This window comes from Amycolatopsis rubida, from assembly GCF_900115345.1.
In the GTDB taxonomy this organism is placed as follows: Bacteria; Actinomycetota; Actinomycetes; order Mycobacteriales; family Pseudonocardiaceae; genus Amycolatopsis; species Amycolatopsis rubida.
In genome coordinates this window covers 133,497-150,019 of sequence record NZ_FOWC01000015.1, presented here as the reverse complement: position 1 = coordinate 150,019, position 16,523 = coordinate 133,497, and the positions used below count along the sequence as shown (strand labels likewise).

The window sequence follows — 16,523 nt, the reverse complement described above, 5'->3', positions numbered from 1 at the left end:
TTAGGGTCGGGGCATGAGCACGCCCGGACAGGAAGTCGAGTACCGCCAGCACCGCTTCAGCCCGCCCTCGGGCGCCACTGAGATTTTCCTGGTGCGCCACGGGGAATCGATGCCGCAACGGCTCAGCGAGCCGTTCGATCTCGTCGACGGCCAGGCCGACCCGGACCTCGCGCCGGAAGGCCGCGACCACGCCGCCCGCGTCGGCGAGCGGCTGGCGCCGGAACGCATCGAAGCGCTGTACGTGACCACGTTGCGGCGCACCGCGCAGACCGCGGCGCCGCTGGCGGAAAAGCTCGGCCTCACCCCGGCCGTCGAGCCGGATCTGCGCGAGATCTACCTCGGCGAATGGGAAAACGGGCTGTTCCGCAAGCACACCGCCGAGGGGCATCCGCTGGCGCGGAAGCTGTGGGAAGAACAGCGGTGGGACGTCCTGCCCGGCGCGGAATCCGACGAAGCGTTCGGCCTGCGGATCCGGGCCGCGCTCACCCGCGTCGCCGCGGCGCATCCGGATCAGCGGGTCGCGGTGTTCACCCACGGCGGCGTGATCGGCGAGGTGTTCGCCCAGGCCAGCCGTGCGCTGGAGCGGTTCGCGTTCCTGGGCGCGGACAACGGATCGATCTCGCACCTCGTGGTGCACGGCGACAACTGGCTGATCCGCGGCTTCAACGACCGGTCTCATCTGGCGGCCCCGCCCGGCTGAGCCGGCGCGTCGCGGCGGACGAACCCCGCCGCGACGAGCTGCACCGTCACCAGCACGGCGACCGCCTCCGCGGCCAGCAGCCCGATCAGCACCAGCACCTGGGTCGTACCGGCTTGGAGCGGGCTCGCCCCGCCCAGCAGGACACCGACGTACGCGCCCGGCAAGGTCACCAGGCCAACCGTCCGGGTCTGATCGAGCGCCGGGATCAACGCGTGTCCCGCCGACGGACGGCAGATCTCCAGCGCGGCATGCCTCGGCAGGAACCCCAGCGCGAGCGCGGCTTCGTACTCGCCGTGGCGTTGCTTGAGTTCGTCGAGCGCACGGCGGGCCGCCTGCGACGTCGCGGTCATCGAGCCGCCGATCACGATTCCCGCGACCGGTACCACGGAGATCGGCTTCGCCGGGACGACGCCGGACCCGAGGACGAGACCCAGCACCGGAAGCACGCCGGACGCCAGCGAAAGCGCGACCCACCCGATCCGCTTCGGCACCCCGATCCGGCTGGCCGACGTCGCGGCGGCGATGGCGAACATCGCGAGGACGAACAGGCCGGTCAGCCAGCCCGAACGCAGGATGACCGTGATGACCAGGGACACGAGCGCGAGCTGCGCGACGGCGCGGACGGCCGCGACGAGCACCGCCCGCCCTTGCCCGAGCTGCCCGAACCGGACGACGGCCGCACCCGCGAGCGTCAGCACCGCGAGCACGGCGATCAGCGCGGGCCCGAATCCGATCGCACCGTTCACGGGGTGATCCTGCCCCAGCCCGCGGCCCGGGACGAGGAGCCGGGGTGCTTCTCCCTGACCAGCACTGCCCCCGCGGGGTTTCTCAGCACCGCGGGGTGCGCGGGGTGCGCGGGGTGCGCGAGGTGCGCGAGGTGCGCGAGGTGCGCGAGGTACGCTTGCGCGCTGCGCTCGGCGCGCGCTCTGCCGATGCCTGCGCGGGGACAGAGAGCTTCGAGCCGCTCCGGTCAGGCGCTGCAGCTGAGCTGCCGGCCCTCCCCCGCCACCGATTTCTCGGCGACCACGTGCCCGTCCACCCGGATCCGGCACAGCAGCGCCCCGGCGCTCTGCGCGACCAGGCTGCTGAACACCGGCTGCTCGGATGGAGCCTTCCGCCGCACCGTCACCGACCAGGGCAGCCGCACCTCGGCCTGTTGTTCGAGGTCGCCGCCGGTCGCGACGTAGGTGAGGTTGTGCGCGACGTCCCCGCCGGTCAGCTCGTAGACGACCGTGCGGGTCACCTCGCGCACGATCGCCGGTTCGACGGTCACCGACGGCACCGACGGCACCGACGCGGCCGGAGCGGGCCGGTCCGGGGTCGCTTTCGGCATGACATACCACGCGACAGTGACCGCGACGGCGATGACGCCGACCACGACCACCACGCTTCCGAACGGCCGCAGCCTGCCCGATTCCCCCCGGGCCGCCGCGGGCCGGGTCGCGCCAGGAACACCCATGGAGAGGTCTTCTCTTCTCGAGCGCACTTCCCGCGAGTGCGACGTCTGGTTCTTCGCCAGACCGTTACACGGCGTTAGCCAAACCGCGAAAATAGCCCCCATTTCACCCTGATGGGGGTAGGGATCGTTCGCTCACGAGCACGGTCACCACGCACGATGCCGATGACGCTGGCGCAGCCCCTGGTTTACGCAGGGTGATCAGTCGACCAGCCCGGCCTCGGCCAGCATCCGCAGCACGCGCTGTCCGGCGGGCGGGCAGGCGGCGGCGTCCGCGGCGCGCAGCCAGGCGGACTCGGCGATCTCCGCCGACGGCTCCGGCTCGCCTGCGTGGTCGGCGGTGTAGCAGGTCATCCGGACGCGGCGGCCGTCGGCGAATCCGTCGGCCTGCTCGTCGAGCAGCGCGAAGAAGCGGAAGCTGAGCGGGTCGAGCGCGACGCCCAGTTCCTCGCGGATCTCCCGGCACAGCCCCTCGACGTCGCCCTCGCCGGGTTCGCGCTTGCCGCCGGGGAGATAGAACTTCTCCTTGCCGGTCGTGCGGACGGACAGCAGCCGCCGGTCCCGCACGTGAACCCAGGCCAGAGCATCGATCGGGGTCATGGGCGCCATTCTGTCGTACCCGCGAGGGATGATCGCGGGGTGTACTCGGAAAGCCCGCCGCCGGACTCGCTGCGCCGCCTCGTGCGGTGCCGCTGGGAGTCGGCCGAGCCCGGCCCGAAGCGGATCGTCCCGGACGGCTGCGTGGACCTCGTCGCCGGCGCCGGCCAGGTGTTCGTGGCCGGACCGGACACGACGGCGTGGACGTCGGCGTTCCCGCCCGGCACGCGACTGCGCGGCCTGCGCTTCCAGCCGGGAGCGGCGGCCGCGATGCTCGGCGTGGGCGCGGACGAACTGCGCGACAGCCGGGTCCCGCTGCCGGACCTGTGGAACCGCCGCGGCGCGACCCTCGCCGACGAAATCCTCAGCGGCCGCGACCTCGCCGACGCGATGGCCGACGTCGCGGCAGAGCGGACGGCCGCCGCGGATCCGGTGGTGGAGCGGATGCTGGCGCACCTCGCCGCTGAGTTCGCGGGGAACGCCGGAGAGCTGGGCCGAGGCGAGGGAGAAGCCCCCTCCGCGCGATGGCTCGCGGACGGTCGGCCCGCCGGGCCGCCGACGCACCCGGGCGCGCGGCTTTCCTCGAATGCCGCCGAACCGTCCGCGTGGCGTTCGGCAGCTCCGGGCAGGCAACCCGCTCGGCATCCGACCGGCGACCAGGCCGCACAGCCTCCGGCTAACGCAAGCCGAAGCGAACGGCAGGCGCGCCGGCGCTTCACCCTCGCAGTCGGCTACGGACCGGCCACCTACCGGCGGATCCTGCGCCTCCACCGAGCCATCGCACTGGCCCCGGCCGCCGCGACCCTCGCCGACCTGGCCGTCGCCGCCGGGTACGCCGATCAGCCGCACCTCACCCGCGAATGCCGAGCGCTCACCGGCCTCACCCCGGGCGCCTACTTCGCCGGGTAACTCACTCCGCCGCCAAATCCTGTTGCCGCGCGAGGAAATGCGCGGTCTCCACGGTAGCCGGATACAACGCCCGGTAATGCGCGTAAAACTCGTCGTACCGGTCCGCCCGGACCGGATCCGGCTCGATCACCTCGGCGACCGGGTTCCACGCCTCGATATCCGGCTCCAGCCCGACCGCCACCGCCGCCAGGTACGCGTCCCCGAAACACGCCCCGACAGTTTCCGTCGGAAGATGCTGCGGCGTCCGGGTCACGTCGCTGACGATCCCCGTCCACACTCGCCCCTGCGTGCCGCCGCCGACCGCCACCAAGCGGCGCGCGGGGGCGCCCATCGAGGAAAGGTTGTGCCGCACCCCGTAAGCCGTCCCCTCCAACGCCGCGCGGTACAGCTCCGCCCGGCCGTGCGACGTGGTCAGCCCGGCGATCATCCCGCGCGCCAGCGGATCCGGCACCGGAGTCCGTTCGCCCGCGAAGTACGGCAGCATCAGCAATCCGCGGCTTCCGGCCGGAACCTGACCGGCCGAAGCGACCAGTTCGGCGAAATCGCCGTCGAACAGTTCCCGCAGCCAGTCGGTGATCGCGCCGGACGTCGCCATTCCCGCGGCCAGCGAAAAGCTGCCCGGGAAAACGCCGCGCGTCGCCCACAATCCGGACACCGGACGGGCCTCGGCGACAGCCTGGACGAGGAACATCGTGGTGCCGTACATGACCATCGTGTCGCCGGGGTCGCGCACGCCCGCGCTGGTCGCTTCGGCCCAGGCGTCGATCGTGCCGCAGGTGACCGGCACTCCGGCAGGCAACCCGGTCTCGGCGGCCGCCTCGGCGGTGACCGTGCCGGCGACCTCGGTCGGCCAGGCGAGCCGCGGCAGGTCGATTCCGGGCGCGACGAGCGCGGCCCAGTCCTGCGCCCAGCCGCCCGCGCGCAGGTCGTACATCGGGTCGCATTGGCTCGCCGAATGGTGGTCGAGCACGTATTCGCCGGTCAGCCGCTGGACGAGGTACGAACTCGCCATCAGGAACTGCCGGGCCCGCGCGGCGACGTCCGGTTCGTGCCGGTACAGCCACCGCCACTTCGGGCCGACCGCCTGGCTCGACAGCGCGCTCCCGCAGCGTTCCACAATGGACTCTTCGCCGAGTTCGGCGGTCAGCTCGGCGATTTCCGCGCCGGCCCGGGTGTCGACGCCGTAGAGAATCGCCGGGCGCAGCGGACGGCCGCCGGCGCCGGCGGGCAGCAGCACCGGGCCGATGCCGCTCACCGCGAGCCCGGCGGGTTTCCGGCCCTCGGCCAGCAATTCGCGCACCAGGTCGGCGAACGCGGCCCACCACACCGTTTCGGCGTCGTGCTCGAACCAGCCGGGGCGTGGACGGGAGGTGCTGTGCGGGCGGGCGGCGCGCGCCAGTACAGTGCCGTCCGCACCCACGAGGACGCCTTTCGAACTGGACGTGCCGATGTCGATGCCGAGCAACGGGCCCGGTTGCATCGCAGCACCCCCGGCAATCGGACGGTAAACGATTACCGGGACGGTATTCTGCCGTCACCGGGGTGTCAAGGAAGCCAGGACGAGGAGGCTCGGTGGCCACGATCAGCGACGTCGCCGCCAGGGCAGGCGTCTCGACCGCCACGGTGTCGCGGACCCTGAACGGCAAGTCCACAGTGGACCCGGAGCTGGCCGCCCGGGTGCTCCAGGCCGCCGAGGAACTCGGCTATCACCCGAACGGACTGGCGAGAAACCTGCGCCGCCAGGAAACCGCGGTGCTCGCGCTGATCATCTCCGACGTCGAGAACCCGTTCTTCACCTCGATCGCGCGCGGGGTCGAGGATCTCGCGCAGGTGTCGGGGTATTCGGTCGTGCTCTGCAACTCCGACGAGAACGAGGACAAGGAACGCCGGTACCTCGACGTCGCGCTGCAGGAACGCGTCGCGGGCGTGCTGCTCTCCCCCACCGGACCCGCGACGAGCGTCACCCGGCTGCGCCGGCTCGGCACGCCGGTGGTCGCGGTCGACCGGCCGCTGCCCGGCACCGACGGCGACCAGGTGCTCGTCGACACCCGCCGCGCCTCCCGGCAGGCGGCCCGGCATCTCGTCGCGAACGGCTACCGGCGGGTGGCGTGCCTGACCGGGCCGTCCGGCGTGCGCACCGCCGACGACCGGCTGTCGGGCTACTTCGACGCGGTCGGCGAGGAGAACGCGGTCTTCCGCCGCGCCGAATACCGCGCGGAAGGCGCGCGGCACGCCGCCGGGGACCTGCTGGAGCAGCCGGAGCCGCCGGACGCGCTGCTGGTCGCCAACAGCACGATGGCGATCGGGGTCCTGGAGGCGCTCGCGGAGCGGAACCTCCGCGCCGGACGCGACATCGGCATCGTCTCGTTCGACGACGCCCCGTGGACCACGCTCATCGACCCGCCGCTGACGGTCGTGGCGCAGCCCGCGTACGAGATCGGCCGGGTCGCCGCGCAACTGTTGCTGGCGCGCATCGCCGACAGCACCCGCGAGCCGGTCACCACGACCCTGGACGCGCAGCTGATCGACCGGCAAAGCTCGCACCGCTGAGCGGGAGAACCGCGGGCATTCCCGGAGAACCAGCCGGGCCCGGAGGGAAACGACGTGCCTGGCGGCCCGGCGGAGATCCGCCGAGCCGCCAGGCACGCCCCACCCCCTGTCCCCCCAGCTTCCGCCGCGGACGGCGGAGCGCGGGCCGCACCCGAGGGCGGGAAACCGATTACTCGTTCGCAACGTAAATCGGCGGTCCGGGAGTGTCAAGCACTCGAAAGCCTGGACAAGCCACCCGGTGCGGGGCAGACTGTCCCGAACTCGCCTACGCATCGTGTTGACTTCTGTGCGATGAGTGTCGATCTTTGGTGAATTCACCCACAAAAAGGCGAGAAACCGCACGAACCCGCACACACGCGCTAGGCTGAGCGTATGTCGATAGCGCTGGAGAACGTGCTCGCCAGAGCGGGCCTCAAGGCCGACGCGAACGAGTTCCTCACGCTCGTGGAGGACGCGGCCCGCAGGCTGTCGCCGCCCAACCCCGACCCCTCGCACTACTTCTCCCCCGACCAGCGGGCCGCGCTGACCGACGCGGGGCTCGACCTGAGCCCGCGCGACGAGGGCGAACCGGACTTCCGCGCGCGCACCGTCGCCGCGCACGCCGTGCTCGCCGACTCCGCCCTCTCGGTCGGCCAGGCCGCCGAGATGCTGAACGTCGACGACAGCCGGATCCGGCACCGCCTCAAGGAAGGCAGGCTCACCGGCTGGAAGGACCAGGGCTGGCGGCTGCCCGCGTGGCAGTTCAACGGCGCGGGCGTGCTGCCCGGTCTCGAAACCGTGCTGCGCGCCGTCCCCGGGGACCAGCCCGCGCTGGTCGTCGCCGCGTTCATGAACACCCCGCAGTCCGACCTGGTGATCAGCGACCGGCCGGCCACGCCGCGGCAGTGGCTGCTCGCCGGCGGCGACCCCGAGCAGGTGGCCCGGCTCGTCGCCACGCTCGGCTCGCCGTTCTGACCCGCTGACCTTCCCGCCTGCGCACCGCCCGCCCACCCGCGGCGCAGGCCCGCCCCCTGCCCCGACACAGGACGGACAACCACCCCCGCATGGCCCGGCTCCCCTCGCCTCCGGCGCGGTCGGCTCTGGTCAAGGGGCTGGACCGCAGCCACGACGTGGTTTCGGTGCAGCCCGAGACCCGGCTGGTCCGCATCTTCACCGCGCACGGCAACCATCCGCAGCAGTGGAACACTTTCCGCTACACCGGCCCGCTCCCGCACGGCCGGTTCGACCAGCAGCCGCCCGGCCGCGGCGGCCGTCCGGTCACCGACCCGGGCAACGGCGTGCTGTATTTCGGCCTGACCGTGCGCACGAGCGTCGCCGAGGTGTTCCAGACGACCTCCACAGTGGACCGCAGGACGCGCGGCCCGCGCCTGGTCGTGGTGCGCCCGACGCGGGTGCTGCGGCTGCTCGACCTCACCGGGCTGTGGCCGACCAGGGTCGGCGCGTCGCAGGAGATCTCCAGCGGCCCGAAAAAGATCACCCAGGCGTGGGCGCGGGCGATCCGCGGCGCGATGCCGGACCTCGACGGGCTCTGGTACCGCTCGTCGATGGACGCGGGCAAGCCCTCGCTGTGCCTGTGGGACCCGCCCGCGGGCGGGGCGCTGCCGATCGCCCCGGACGTCCTGCTTCCGCTGGACCATCCGGGGCTCGACGTGCCGCTCGGGCGGGTGTGCGAGGAGCTGAACTACACGCTGCTCAGCTGAGCTGCCGGGACCACCAGGCCAGCACCGCCTCGAACCGCTGCACCCGGTGGCGCGGCTTGCCCGAGCGCGTCAGCTCGTGCCCCTCGCCGGGGAACAGCAGGAATTCCGTCTCGACGCCGGCCTGGCGCAGCGCCGCGAACTGCCGCTGCGCCTGCTCCAGCGGGCACCGCCAGTCCTGCTCGGAATGCACGACGGCGAACGGGATCCGCACGTCGGAGGCGTAGCTGAGCGGGCTGCGGCGACGCTGTTCCTCCGGGTCCGCGCCGACATAGCCCTCGGTGAAGTAGTAGCCGATGTCGGAGCTGCCCGCGAAGGAATCCCACGCGTTCACCGCGCGCTCGCTCCACGCCGCGCGGAACCGGTCCGGGTGCTTCGCGGCGACCCAGCTCGTCATGAACCCGCCGTAGGAACCGCCCATGATCCCGGCCCGCGACGCGTCGAGGTCCGGCCGCTCCAGTGCCTTGTCGAGCAGCGCGAGCACGTCGTCGACATCGACCGTGCCCATGTTGTGCACGACCGAAGTACCGTGCGATTGCCCGTATCCGGCCGAACCGCGCGGGTTGCCGAGCACGACCGCGAACCCGGCCGACGCGTACACCTGCGCCTCGTCGAACACCGTCCATTCCTGCTGGGCGAACGGCCCGCCGTGCACCACGCGCAGCACCGGGTGCGGCCCCTCGCCGCCGGGCAGGACGAGCCAGCCGTGCACCGGGTAGCCGTCCGGCGCGGTCGTTTCGAGTTCCACGACCTCGCAAAGGCCCTTGTCCCGCAACGGCTTCGAGTAATCGGTGAGCACACGCGGACCGTCGGAGCCAAGCACCACCAGCTCGCCCGCAGTGTCCAAACCGGCCACTACCGCGACGACAGTGTCGCCGTCCGCCGCGAATCCGTGGACTGCCGAATGCCCGGCATGCAGCACGCGCGAGTCGTCGAGCTTCGCGCCGTCCGCGTCCGCCGGGATCGCGCGCAGTTCCACCGCACCGCGGTTGCGCACGGCGACCAGCACCTCGTCGCCGAGCGGAACCGCCGGACCGGAGCCAGGCTCGATGTCGACGGTCTCCACATCGGTCAGCCGCCGCGGCATCCCGTCCGGCACGACCGCGTACAGCCCGGCGTTGGAAGCGACCACGACACCGTCCTCATGGGACGTGCCGAAGAAGTAGAGCGTGCCGTCCGCCCCGTAGACCGGCTGATCGGCGTACCCGGCGCAGACGGCGAGGACCTCGGGATCGCCACCGTCGACCGGGAACGCGACGAGGTCGTGCTCGCGCGTTTCCGTCCGGTCGAAGTCGTGCGGCACGATTACGACCACACGCTCGCCGTCCGGCGTCCAGACCGGCAGGCTGACGCTGTAGTCGCGCGGCGTCACCGCTTCCGGCTCGCCCGCTTCGAAGGTGTCGAGCACGAACAGCCGCTTCGGCCGGTCGCGCAGGAAACCGACGTTGTCGATGCGATAGTCGAGCCGCGTGATCAGCCGGGGCGCCTCGGCGGCTGGTTCCGGCGTGCGCTCGTCGGCGTCCTCGGTGCCGTAGCGGCCCGGCTCGGCTTCCCGCGCGGTGAACGCGAGCCAGCGCGAATCCGGGGCCCACACCGGCGCGTCCGCGCCCAGATGCAGCGACGTGAGCTTCCGCGATTCGCCGCCGTCGACGGGCATCACGTGCACCTGCGGACTGCCCTCGGCCCCCTTGCCCTCGCCTGCGCGCAGGAACGCGACCCAGCGGCCGTCCGGCGAGATCGCCGGCGACGAGTCGCGCGGGCCCTGGGTCCACGGCGATTCGCCGCCGGAGAGCGCGATCCGCCGGATCGCGCTGCGGTACTGGTCGGTTTCCAGGTCGGGTCTGCTCACCGCGGCGAGCAGGAGATCACCGCGCAGCGCGGGACGGCCGGGGACGGCGAGGACTTCGATGTCGGCAGGACGCATGCCGACGACCGTACCCGATCCTTAGCAAGGCGAACGACCTAGTTGGCCTCGACCGCCCGCCGTTCGTCGCGCCTGGCCTTCGCCAGGCTCAGCACCGTGGTCACGGTGAGGACGACGACGATCACGCCGAGGGACATCCAGTTGCTGATGTCCAGCCAGTCCGGCGCGAGGTGGTACTCGTGCAGCGCGTGCACCACCAGCTTCGCGCCGATGAAGGCGAGGATCACCGCGAGGCCGTAGCTGAGGTAGACGAGCTTCGTGACCAGCCCGCCGAGCAGGAAGTACAGCTGCCGCAGGCCCATCAGCGCGAAGGCGTTGGCGGTGAAGACCAGGAACGCCTCCTGGGTGATGCCGAAGATCGCCGGGATGGAGTCCACCGCGAACAGCAGGTCGGCCGAGCCGATCGCGACGATCACCAGCAGCATCGGGGTGATCTTCCGCTTGCCGTCTTCCTTCACCAGGTACTTGTGGCCGCGGTAGTCGTCGGTGACCGGGAAGAGCTTGCGCACCCAGCGGGTGAGCGCGTTCTCGTGGTACTCCTCCTCGCCGCCGCCGTTGCCGCGCAGCATGCTGATCGCGGTCCACACGAGCACCGCGCCGAAGACGAAGAAGACCCACACGAACTGGTTGATCAACGCCGCGCCGACCGCGATGAACACACTGCGCATGCCGAGCGCGAGCAGGATGCCGACGAGCAGCACGCGGTGCTGGTGGATCACCGGCACCTTGAACGAGGCCATGATGACCATGAAGATGAAGAGGTTGTCCACGCTCAGCGAGTACTCGGTGATGTACCCGGTGAAGAACTGGACCCCGGGGTCGTGCCCGGCGAAAAACCAGACGCCGGCTCCGAACAGGACGGCGCAGGCGATGTAGAAGATCACCCAGCGCGCGGCCTCGCCGGTGGTCACCTCGTGCGGCTTGTGGTCGACGATCACCAGGTCGATGGCGATCAGCGCGAGCAGCCCGCCGACTGTCGCGAACCACAGCCACAGGGGGACAGTCATCTCAGAAACCTCCGGATAGTGCGCAGCAGCAACTAACCGGAGGTCTCTCCCGCCGGTACGAGACCGGCCGGCGGTGCCGGGGACCTCGGCGAAGGACTCGCCGGGTGCACCGTGCTGACGACACCGCCGCGAAGGAATACTCCCCTCACAGCGCGTTCAGTCTGCCGGTTACGGGCTGCGAACGCCAGCGGGGGTTGCCCACGTCACCGGACTGGTCGTGTTTTCTTCGTCACGGGGCATCGGACCCGCCGGGGTCTCGTGAGTGGCAGTGCCGGTGAGAACCGGCATTGCCACTCACGACAAGGTGAACTGTGTCTGATCCGTGTGAGGCCGGATGCCCGTTCTCAGCGAAATCGTCATAACGTCGCATCGTGCCCCGAATCCCGCTTCCCCGCACCCGCGGCTCCCGGCTCGCCGCCGTCGCCGCCGTGGTGCTGGTCGCCGCTGCCGCGGTGACCGTCTGGGCGACTCGCGACCGCGGTCCCGCGCCGATCCGGACCCAGGACGCCTTCGTCTCGATGCCCGCCGCACCAGGTTCCCCCGACCAGGTAAGGATCGACACGACGACCTACTACCCCGAACACTCCCCCGCGCCCGCCGTGCTGCTCGCGCACGGCTTCGGCGGCGACAAGTCCAGTGTGGACCCGCAGGCCCGCGAACTGGCGCAGCGCGGGTTCGTGGTGCTTACCTGGTCCGCGCGCGGATTCGGGCACAGCACCGGCAAAATCGGGCTGAACGACCCCGACGGCGAGGTCGCCGACGCGCGCCGGCTGGTCGACCGGCTGACGGCGAGCCACGACGTGGCGACCGGCTCCGACGGCGCGCCCGAGATCGGCGTGACCGGGGCGTCGTACGGCGGTTCGCTGTCGTTGCTGCTCGCCGGGACCGACCATCGGGTGCGCGCGCTCGCACCGGTGATCACCTACAACGACCTCGGCCAGGCGCTCGTGCCGAACGCCGCGGCGGCGACCGCTCCGCCGGCGAAGACTCCGGCGGCCGGCGCGTTCTCTCCGGACGGCGTCTTCAAGAAGAGCTGGGCGGGCATCTTCTTCTCCGCCGGTTCGGGTGCGGCCGCGGCGAGCACTCCCTCCACCGAAGCGCCGGAAGCGGGCCAGAAGACCAACGACAACGGCAGCACCGCGGGAAACAGCGGCGGTACCGCGCCGCAAGCCGCCGCGCCGCCGGCCGGCGCACGAGCTGAGCGGCCGTCGGCGGATCCGTGCGGCCGGTTCACCGCGGCGGTGTGCAAGGCGTACTCGGAACTCGCGACCACCGGCAGGGCCAGCCCGGAGACGGTCGCGCTGCTGCACCGAGTCTCCCCCTCGTCGGTCACCGGCAAGATCACCGCGCCGACCCTGCTCGTCCAGGGCGAGAGCGACACGCTTTTCGGGCTCGACCAATCCGACGCCACCGCGCGGCAGATCGTCGCGGCGGGCGGGCCGGTGCGCACGATCTGGTACACCGGCGGGCACGACGGCGGCATCCCCGGACCGCAGTTGCGCGCGAAGATCGGCGACTTCCTGTGGTCGTCGCTCACCGGCCAAGGCGACCCCGGCCACGGATTCAGCTACGACGTCCAAGGCACGTTGCGCGCCAACGGAACACCGTCCGTGCGGACGATCAACGCCGCCGCGTACCCCGGGCTCGACGCCGCTGGTACCGAGCGGAAGCAGGTGGCGCTCACCGGTCCGGCGCAGCCGATCGTCCGGCCCGCGGGGGCGAACCCCGCCGCGGTGAGCGGAATTCCGGGGCTCAACGGGCTCGCGGCGGGTACCTCCCGGCTGGCTCCGCTGTTCAGCAGCGACCCGCCGGGGCAGGCCGCGCAGTTCGGCACCGCACCGTTCGACAGCCAGGTGCTGCTGTCCGGTTCGAGCACGGTCCGGTTGCAGGTCGCGACCGACCCGGCGCATCCACAGCCGGAAGCGGTGCTGTTCGCGAAGCTCTACGACGTCGGCCAGGACGGCACTCGCGTGCTGCCCGCGAACGCGGTCGCGCCGTTCCGGGTCACCGGGCTGCCCGCGGACGGCACGCCGGCCGACGTCACAGTGACGCTGCCGGGTGTCGTCCGGCCGATCGACTCCGGGCATTCGCTGCGGCTCGTGGTGGGCACGACCGATCAGGCGTACTCGGCGCCGACGCAGCCGGGGGTGTTCCGGGTCGGGCTCGCACCGGGCGCGACGCTCGCCCTTCCGGTGGTGCCCGGCGCTTCGGTCGGCACTCCCCTGCCGGTCGGGCAGCTGATCGGCATCGGCGCGACGCTGCTGATCGCGCTCGCGGTCGTCGCGGTCGCGGTGATCCGCCGCCGCCGGGCGCACGACGTCGACCCGGAACTCGCGGACACCCCGTTGGTGATCAAGGGGCTGCGCAAGCAGTACGCGGGCGGATTCACCGCGGTGGCGGACCTGTCGTTCCGCGTCGAACCGGGCCAGGTGCTCGGCCTGCTCGGGCCCAACGGCGCGGGCAAGACGACCACGCTGCGGATGCTGATGGGCCTGATCACGCCGACCGCGGGCGAGATCCGCGTGTTCGGCCACCGGATCGCGCCGGGCGCGCCGGTGCTGTCCCGGATCGGGTCGTTCGTCGAGGGCTCCGGGTTCCTGCCGCATCTGTCCGGCAAGGCGAACCTGGAGCTGTACTGGGCGGCGACCGGGCGGCCGGCCGGGAAGGCGCATTTCACCGAGGCGCTGGAGATCGCCGGGCTCGGCGACGCGGTGCACCGGCGGGTGAAGACCTACAGCCAGGGCATGCGGCAGCGGCTCGCGATCGCGCAGGCGATGCTCGGGCTGCCGGAGCTGATGGTGCTCGACGAACCGACCAACGGGCTCGACCCGCCGCAGATCCACCAGATGCGCGAAGTCCTGCGGCGCTACGCCGCCACCGGGCGCACCGTCGTCGTCTCAAGCCATCTCCTGGCCGAGGTCGAGCAGACGTGTTCGCACGTGGTGGTCATGCACCGCGGGAGGCTCGTGGCCTCGGGCGAGGTCGGCGAGCTGGCGGCCTCCGGCGGCGAGGCCACGTTCCGGGTCGGCGACCCGGCGGCAGCCGCGGCGACGCTCAAGAGCGTCGGCGGGGTGTCGGACATCGAGACCGACGGCGATCTGGTGCACGCGAACCTCGACGGGCTGCCGCGCGCCGACGCGGTCGCGGCGCTCGTGCGCGCCGGGATCGCGGTCGAGCAGGCCGGACCGCGCCGACGGCTCGAAGACGCGTTCCTGCAGCTGGTGGGAGAGAATTCATGAGCGAGGGCAACGGTTCCGGCGGCGTGCACACCGACCCGGCCGCGCTGCGGGAACTGAGCGAGCTGGCCACCGCGGAACCGGCCGAGGCCGGCCCGGACGGCGCGGTCGCGGGCTACCGGGCCGGCCGGACGCTGCGGCTGGGCGTGGAGCTGAAACGGCAGCTGCGCCGCAGGCGGACCCAGCTGGTGCTGGCGTTCGTCGCGGTGCTGCCGTTCATCCTCGTGGTGGCGTTCCAGATCGGGCAGTCGAATCCGAACCGCCGCTCCGGCGGGTTCGTGGACCTCGCGACGGCGAGCGCGCCGAACTTCGTGGTGCTCGCGTTCTTCGTGTCCGGCACATTCCTGCTGCCGATGATCGTCGCGTTGTTCTTCGGCGACACGATCGCGAGCGAATCGTCGTGGTCGAGCCTGAAGTACCTGCTGGCGATCCCGGTGCCGCGGCACCGGCTGCTGCGGCAGAAGGCCGCGGTGTCCGGGCTGCTGTCGATCGCGGCGCTGGTGCTGCTGCCGGTGGTTTCGCTGCTGGTCGGCATCATCTTCTACGGCGCGGGCGACGCGATCAGCCCCACCGGCGACGCCGTCGGCTTCGGCGACAGCCTGCTCGCGCTGCTGATGTCCACTGTGTACATCGTGGTGCAGCTGGCCTGGGTCGCCGGGCTCGCACTGCTGCTCAGTGTCTCGACGGAGGCGCCGCTCGGCGCGGTCGGCGGGACGGTGCTGGTGGCGATCCTGTCGCAGATCCTCGACCAGATCACCGCGCTGGAGGGGCTGCGGAACTACCTGCCGACGCATTACTCGTTCGCCTGGATCGACTTGATCTCCACCGACATCGACTGGACGAACCTGGCCAGCGGGGTGCTGTCGTCGGTTATCTACACGACAGTGTTCCTGCTGCTGGCGGGCCGCCGGTTCGCGCGCAAGGACGTCACCAGCTAGGCGGATGTCCGGTACGGTTCGGCGCGTGACGATCCACCTGGAACTCGATGCCGGCGTCGCACTCGTGACCCTCGACCACGGGCGCGGCAACACCCTCGACACCGCCACCTGCAAAGAGCTGGTGATCAGACTCGAAGAGGCCGACGCGGCCGGGGCGCGCGCCGTCGTGCTCACCGGGTCCGGCGACATGTTCTCCGCCGGAGTGGACCTGGTGGCGCTCGACGAAGGCGGCGCGCGCTACGTCGGCGATTTCCTGCCCGCGCTGTCGGACGCGTTCCTGGCCGTTTTCGGCTTCCCGCGCCCGGTAGTGGCGGCGGTGAACGGCCACGCCATCGCGGGCGGCATGGTGCTGGCCGCGGCGTGCGACCACCGGATCGCCGCGGACGGCCCCGGCCGCATCGGCGTGACGGAACTGCTGGTGGGCGTGCCGTTCCCGTTGTCGGCGCTGGAAATCCTGCGCTGCACCTACGGCACGACACCGCTGCCGTCCCTGATCTACAGCGGCGCGACGGTCACCATGGCCGACGCGCTCCCCCGCGGCCTGGTCGACGAGGTCGTGCCCGCCGGGGACGTGCTCGGCCGGGCCCGCGAACTGGCCGCCCGGCTCGGCGAACTGCCCGCGGAGGCCTTCGCGCACACGAAGCAGCAGCTGCGGCAGCCCTACCACCAGCGGATCGCGGAGAACCGCGTGTCCGACGACGCGCAGGTAGAGCGGCTGTGGCAATCCGAACCGGCGCTTGCGGCGGTGCAGGCGTATGTGGAGAAGGTGCTGAAGCACTGACCGTTTTGGTTGCCCGTTGCCCGGGACAGCCCGGGGCTGGGGACTTTCTTGCCTCGGCTCTGCCCTCGCACCCATTGCAACGGCCGCATGTTTCTGTGAAAGTCGAGACGAGGGTCCGGGAACCGGGGGTGCCTCAGCTTGGAGCGCACCCCCGGGCCGGGGGTGCCGTTCGGCTGATCGCCGTCCGTTCTCCTCCAGCGTGACCAGCTCAAGGTCGGTCCGCGGGAAGTCGTCGCCGATGCACAGCAGCGGTTCTCCGGCAATCATCGCGGCCGCGTAGGCGAGGCAGTCACCGAAGTTCAGCGAAGCGGGATGCCGGCCCTTGCCGTACCGCAGGAACGCGGTCTGCCCGGTCCGCCAGTGCGCGTCGCCGAACGTGAGGATGTCGAACCGCCGCCGTTGCAGGAACGAAGCCAGCAACGTGGCGCCTCGCTCGCCTTCCTTGTTCGCCACCACGATCGAGGTCTCCACCAGGATCGGGCCACCCATCCGGCATTCCTCCGCGCCGCCGATCGCCCGGGTGATCGGCACCGCCAGCGGCTCTTCCATGAGCACCGTCACGAGCGCGGAACTGTCGACGATCACACGCCGCCTGGCCCGTATCCGAGGATTTCCTCGCGCTCGGCTTTGCTGATCGGCTTGCCCCGGTTCTCCGGGGAGACCTGTGGCCAGACCTCGTCCTGAAGAACCGCACGAACTCGTCCGCGTTCCGCTCCGCATGCCGTTGC

General features: G+C 71.6%; 14 protein-coding genes and 1 pseudogene. 8 read left to right on the top strand and 7 right to left on the bottom strand.

What is annotated here, in order from left to right; translation table 11 throughout:
- Positions 1 to 13 precede the first annotated feature (13 nt).
- Complete coding sequence (locus BM362_RS37835) at positions 14 to 700, top strand: histidine phosphatase family protein (protein WP_093576418.1); 687 nt, start codon at positions 14 to 16, stop codon at positions 698 to 700.
- Here the strand turns inward: BM362_RS37835 and BM362_RS37830 are convergent.
- From BM362_RS37830 to BM362_RS37820, 3 genes are all read right to left on the bottom strand, one after another.
- The gene (locus BM362_RS37830; protein WP_067582112.1) at positions 676 to 1,446 is read right to left on the bottom strand and encodes an ABC transporter permease; all 771 of its coding nucleotides are present in this window, start codon (positions 1,444 to 1,446) and stop codon (positions 676 to 678) included. The genes BM362_RS37835 and BM362_RS37830 overlap by 25 nt on opposite strands.
- A gap of 224 nt (positions 1,447 to 1,670) precedes the next feature.
- Positions 1,671 to 2,159 (bottom strand): MmpS family transport accessory protein, encoded by a 489-nt coding sequence (locus tag BM362_RS37825; protein WP_167545588.1) that lies wholly within the window; start codon positions 2,157 to 2,159, stop codon positions 1,671 to 1,673.
- Positions 2,160 to 2,357: 198 nt separating this feature from the next.
- Complete coding sequence (locus BM362_RS37820; protein WP_067582106.1) at positions 2,358 to 2,756, bottom strand: NUDIX hydrolase; 399 nt, start codon at positions 2,754 to 2,756, stop codon at positions 2,358 to 2,360.
- 39 nt (positions 2,757 to 2,795) lie between these two features.
- Between BM362_RS37820 and BM362_RS37815 the strand changes: the two genes are divergently transcribed.
- A complete protein-coding gene (locus BM362_RS37815) occupies positions 2,796 to 3,662 on the top strand; it encodes an AraC family transcriptional regulator (protein ID WP_093576416.1) in 867 nt (288 codons plus the stop codon).
- 1 nt (position 3,663) lies between these two features.
- On the opposite strand, the gene BM362_RS37810 is transcribed toward BM362_RS37815, so the two are convergent.
- Positions 3,664 to 5,142 carry an FGGY-family carbohydrate kinase gene (locus BM362_RS37810; RefSeq protein WP_093576415.1) on the bottom strand — a complete coding sequence of 493 codons (1,479 nt, stop codon included), beginning with the start codon at positions 5,140 to 5,142 and terminating at the stop codon, positions 3,664 to 3,666.
- Between the two features lie 92 nt (positions 5,143 to 5,234).
- Between BM362_RS37810 and BM362_RS37805 the strand changes: the two genes are divergently transcribed.
- From BM362_RS37805 to BM362_RS37795, 3 genes are all read left to right on the top strand, one after another.
- Complete coding sequence (locus tag BM362_RS37805; RefSeq protein ID WP_067582095.1) at positions 5,235 to 6,212, top strand: LacI family DNA-binding transcriptional regulator; 978 nt, start codon at positions 5,235 to 5,237, stop codon at positions 6,210 to 6,212.
- A gap of 372 nt (positions 6,213 to 6,584) precedes the next feature.
- Entirely contained in the window at positions 6,585 to 7,166 is a 582-nt protein-coding gene (locus BM362_RS37800; protein ID WP_093576414.1) for a DNA-binding protein, read from the top strand.
- 89 nt (positions 7,167 to 7,255) lie between these two features.
- Complete coding sequence (locus BM362_RS37795) at positions 7,256 to 7,912, top strand: RES family NAD+ phosphorylase (RefSeq protein ID WP_093576413.1); 657 nt, start codon at positions 7,256 to 7,258, stop codon at positions 7,910 to 7,912.
- Here BM362_RS37795 and BM362_RS37790 read toward each other — a convergent pair.
- Together BM362_RS37790 and BM362_RS37785 are read right to left on the bottom strand one after the other, a co-directional pair.
- The gene (locus tag BM362_RS37790) at positions 7,905 to 9,833 is read right to left on the bottom strand and encodes a S9 family peptidase (protein ID WP_093576412.1); all 1,929 of its coding nucleotides are present in this window, start codon (positions 9,831 to 9,833) and stop codon (positions 7,905 to 7,907) included. The two genes, BM362_RS37795 and BM362_RS37790, sit on opposite strands and share 8 nt — an antisense overlap.
- A 38-nt stretch (positions 9,834 to 9,871) precedes the next feature.
- Positions 9,872 to 10,840, bottom strand: a complete 969-nt coding sequence (locus BM362_RS37785) for a TerC family protein (RefSeq protein ID WP_067582082.1) — start codon at positions 10,838 to 10,840, stop codon at positions 9,872 to 9,874.
- Between the two features lie 371 nt (positions 10,841 to 11,211).
- On the opposite strand from BM362_RS37785, the gene BM362_RS37780 reads away from it, so the two are divergent.
- From BM362_RS37780 to BM362_RS37770, 3 genes are read left to right on the top strand one after another with little or no spacing between them, the layout of a single operon-like run.
- Positions 11,212 to 14,079: an alpha/beta fold hydrolase gene (locus BM362_RS37780; RefSeq protein ID WP_093576411.1), complete on the top strand. Its 2,868-nt coding sequence runs from the start codon at positions 11,212 to 11,214 to the stop codon at positions 14,077 to 14,079.
- Complete coding sequence (locus BM362_RS37775) at positions 14,076 to 15,014, top strand: ABC transporter permease (protein ID WP_067582075.1); 939 nt, start codon at positions 14,076 to 14,078, stop codon at positions 15,012 to 15,014. Before BM362_RS37780 ends, BM362_RS37775 begins: the two co-directional genes overlap by 4 nt.
- Positions 15,015 to 15,039: 25 nt before the next feature.
- Positions 15,040 to 15,795, top strand: a complete 756-nt coding sequence (locus BM362_RS37770; protein WP_425285759.1) for an enoyl-CoA hydratase/isomerase family protein — start codon at positions 15,040 to 15,042, stop codon at positions 15,793 to 15,795.
- A 273-nt stretch (positions 15,796 to 16,068) separates the two neighbouring features.
- On the opposite strand, the pseudogene BM362_RS37765 reads toward BM362_RS37770, so the two are convergent.
- Positions 16,069 to 16,344 (bottom strand): annotated as a pseudogene (locus BM362_RS37765) (type II toxin-antitoxin system VapC family toxin); the annotation flags it as partial.
- Between the last annotated feature and the right edge of the window lie 179 nt (positions 16,345 to 16,523).

What these genes read in the sequence shown, in the direction of transcription:
- BM362_RS37775 (WP_067582075.1), top strand. Translation starts at nt 14,076, where the DNA reads ATGAGCGAGGGCAACGGTTCCGGCGGCGTGCACACCGACCCGGCCGCG.
- BM362_RS37790 (WP_093576412.1), bottom strand. Translation starts at nt 9,833, where the DNA reads ATGCGTCCTGCCGACATCGAAGTCCTCGCCGTCCCCGGCCGTCCCGCG.
- BM362_RS37810 (WP_093576415.1), bottom strand. Translation starts at nt 5,142, where the DNA reads ATGCAACCGGGCCCGTTGCTCGGCATCGACATCGGCACGTCCAGTTCG.
- BM362_RS37825 (WP_167545588.1), bottom strand. Translation starts at nt 2,159, where the DNA reads ATGGGTGTTCCTGGCGCGACCCGGCCCGCGGCGGCCCGGGGGGAATCG.
- BM362_RS37800 (WP_093576414.1), top strand. Translation starts at nt 6,585, where the DNA reads ATGTCGATAGCGCTGGAGAACGTGCTCGCCAGAGCGGGCCTCAAGGCC.
- BM362_RS37820 (WP_067582106.1), bottom strand. Translation starts at nt 2,756, where the DNA reads ATGACCCCGATCGATGCTCTGGCCTGGGTTCACGTGCGGGACCGGCGG.
- BM362_RS37835 (WP_093576418.1), top strand. Translation starts at nt 14, where the DNA reads ATGAGCACGCCCGGACAGGAAGTCGAGTACCGCCAGCACCGCTTCAGC.
- BM362_RS37785 (WP_067582082.1), bottom strand. Translation starts at nt 10,840, where the DNA reads ATGACTGTCCCCCTGTGGCTGTGGTTCGCGACAGTCGGCGGGCTGCTC.
- BM362_RS37795 (WP_093576413.1), top strand. Translation starts at nt 7,256, where the DNA reads ATGGCCCGGCTCCCCTCGCCTCCGGCGCGGTCGGCTCTGGTCAAGGGG.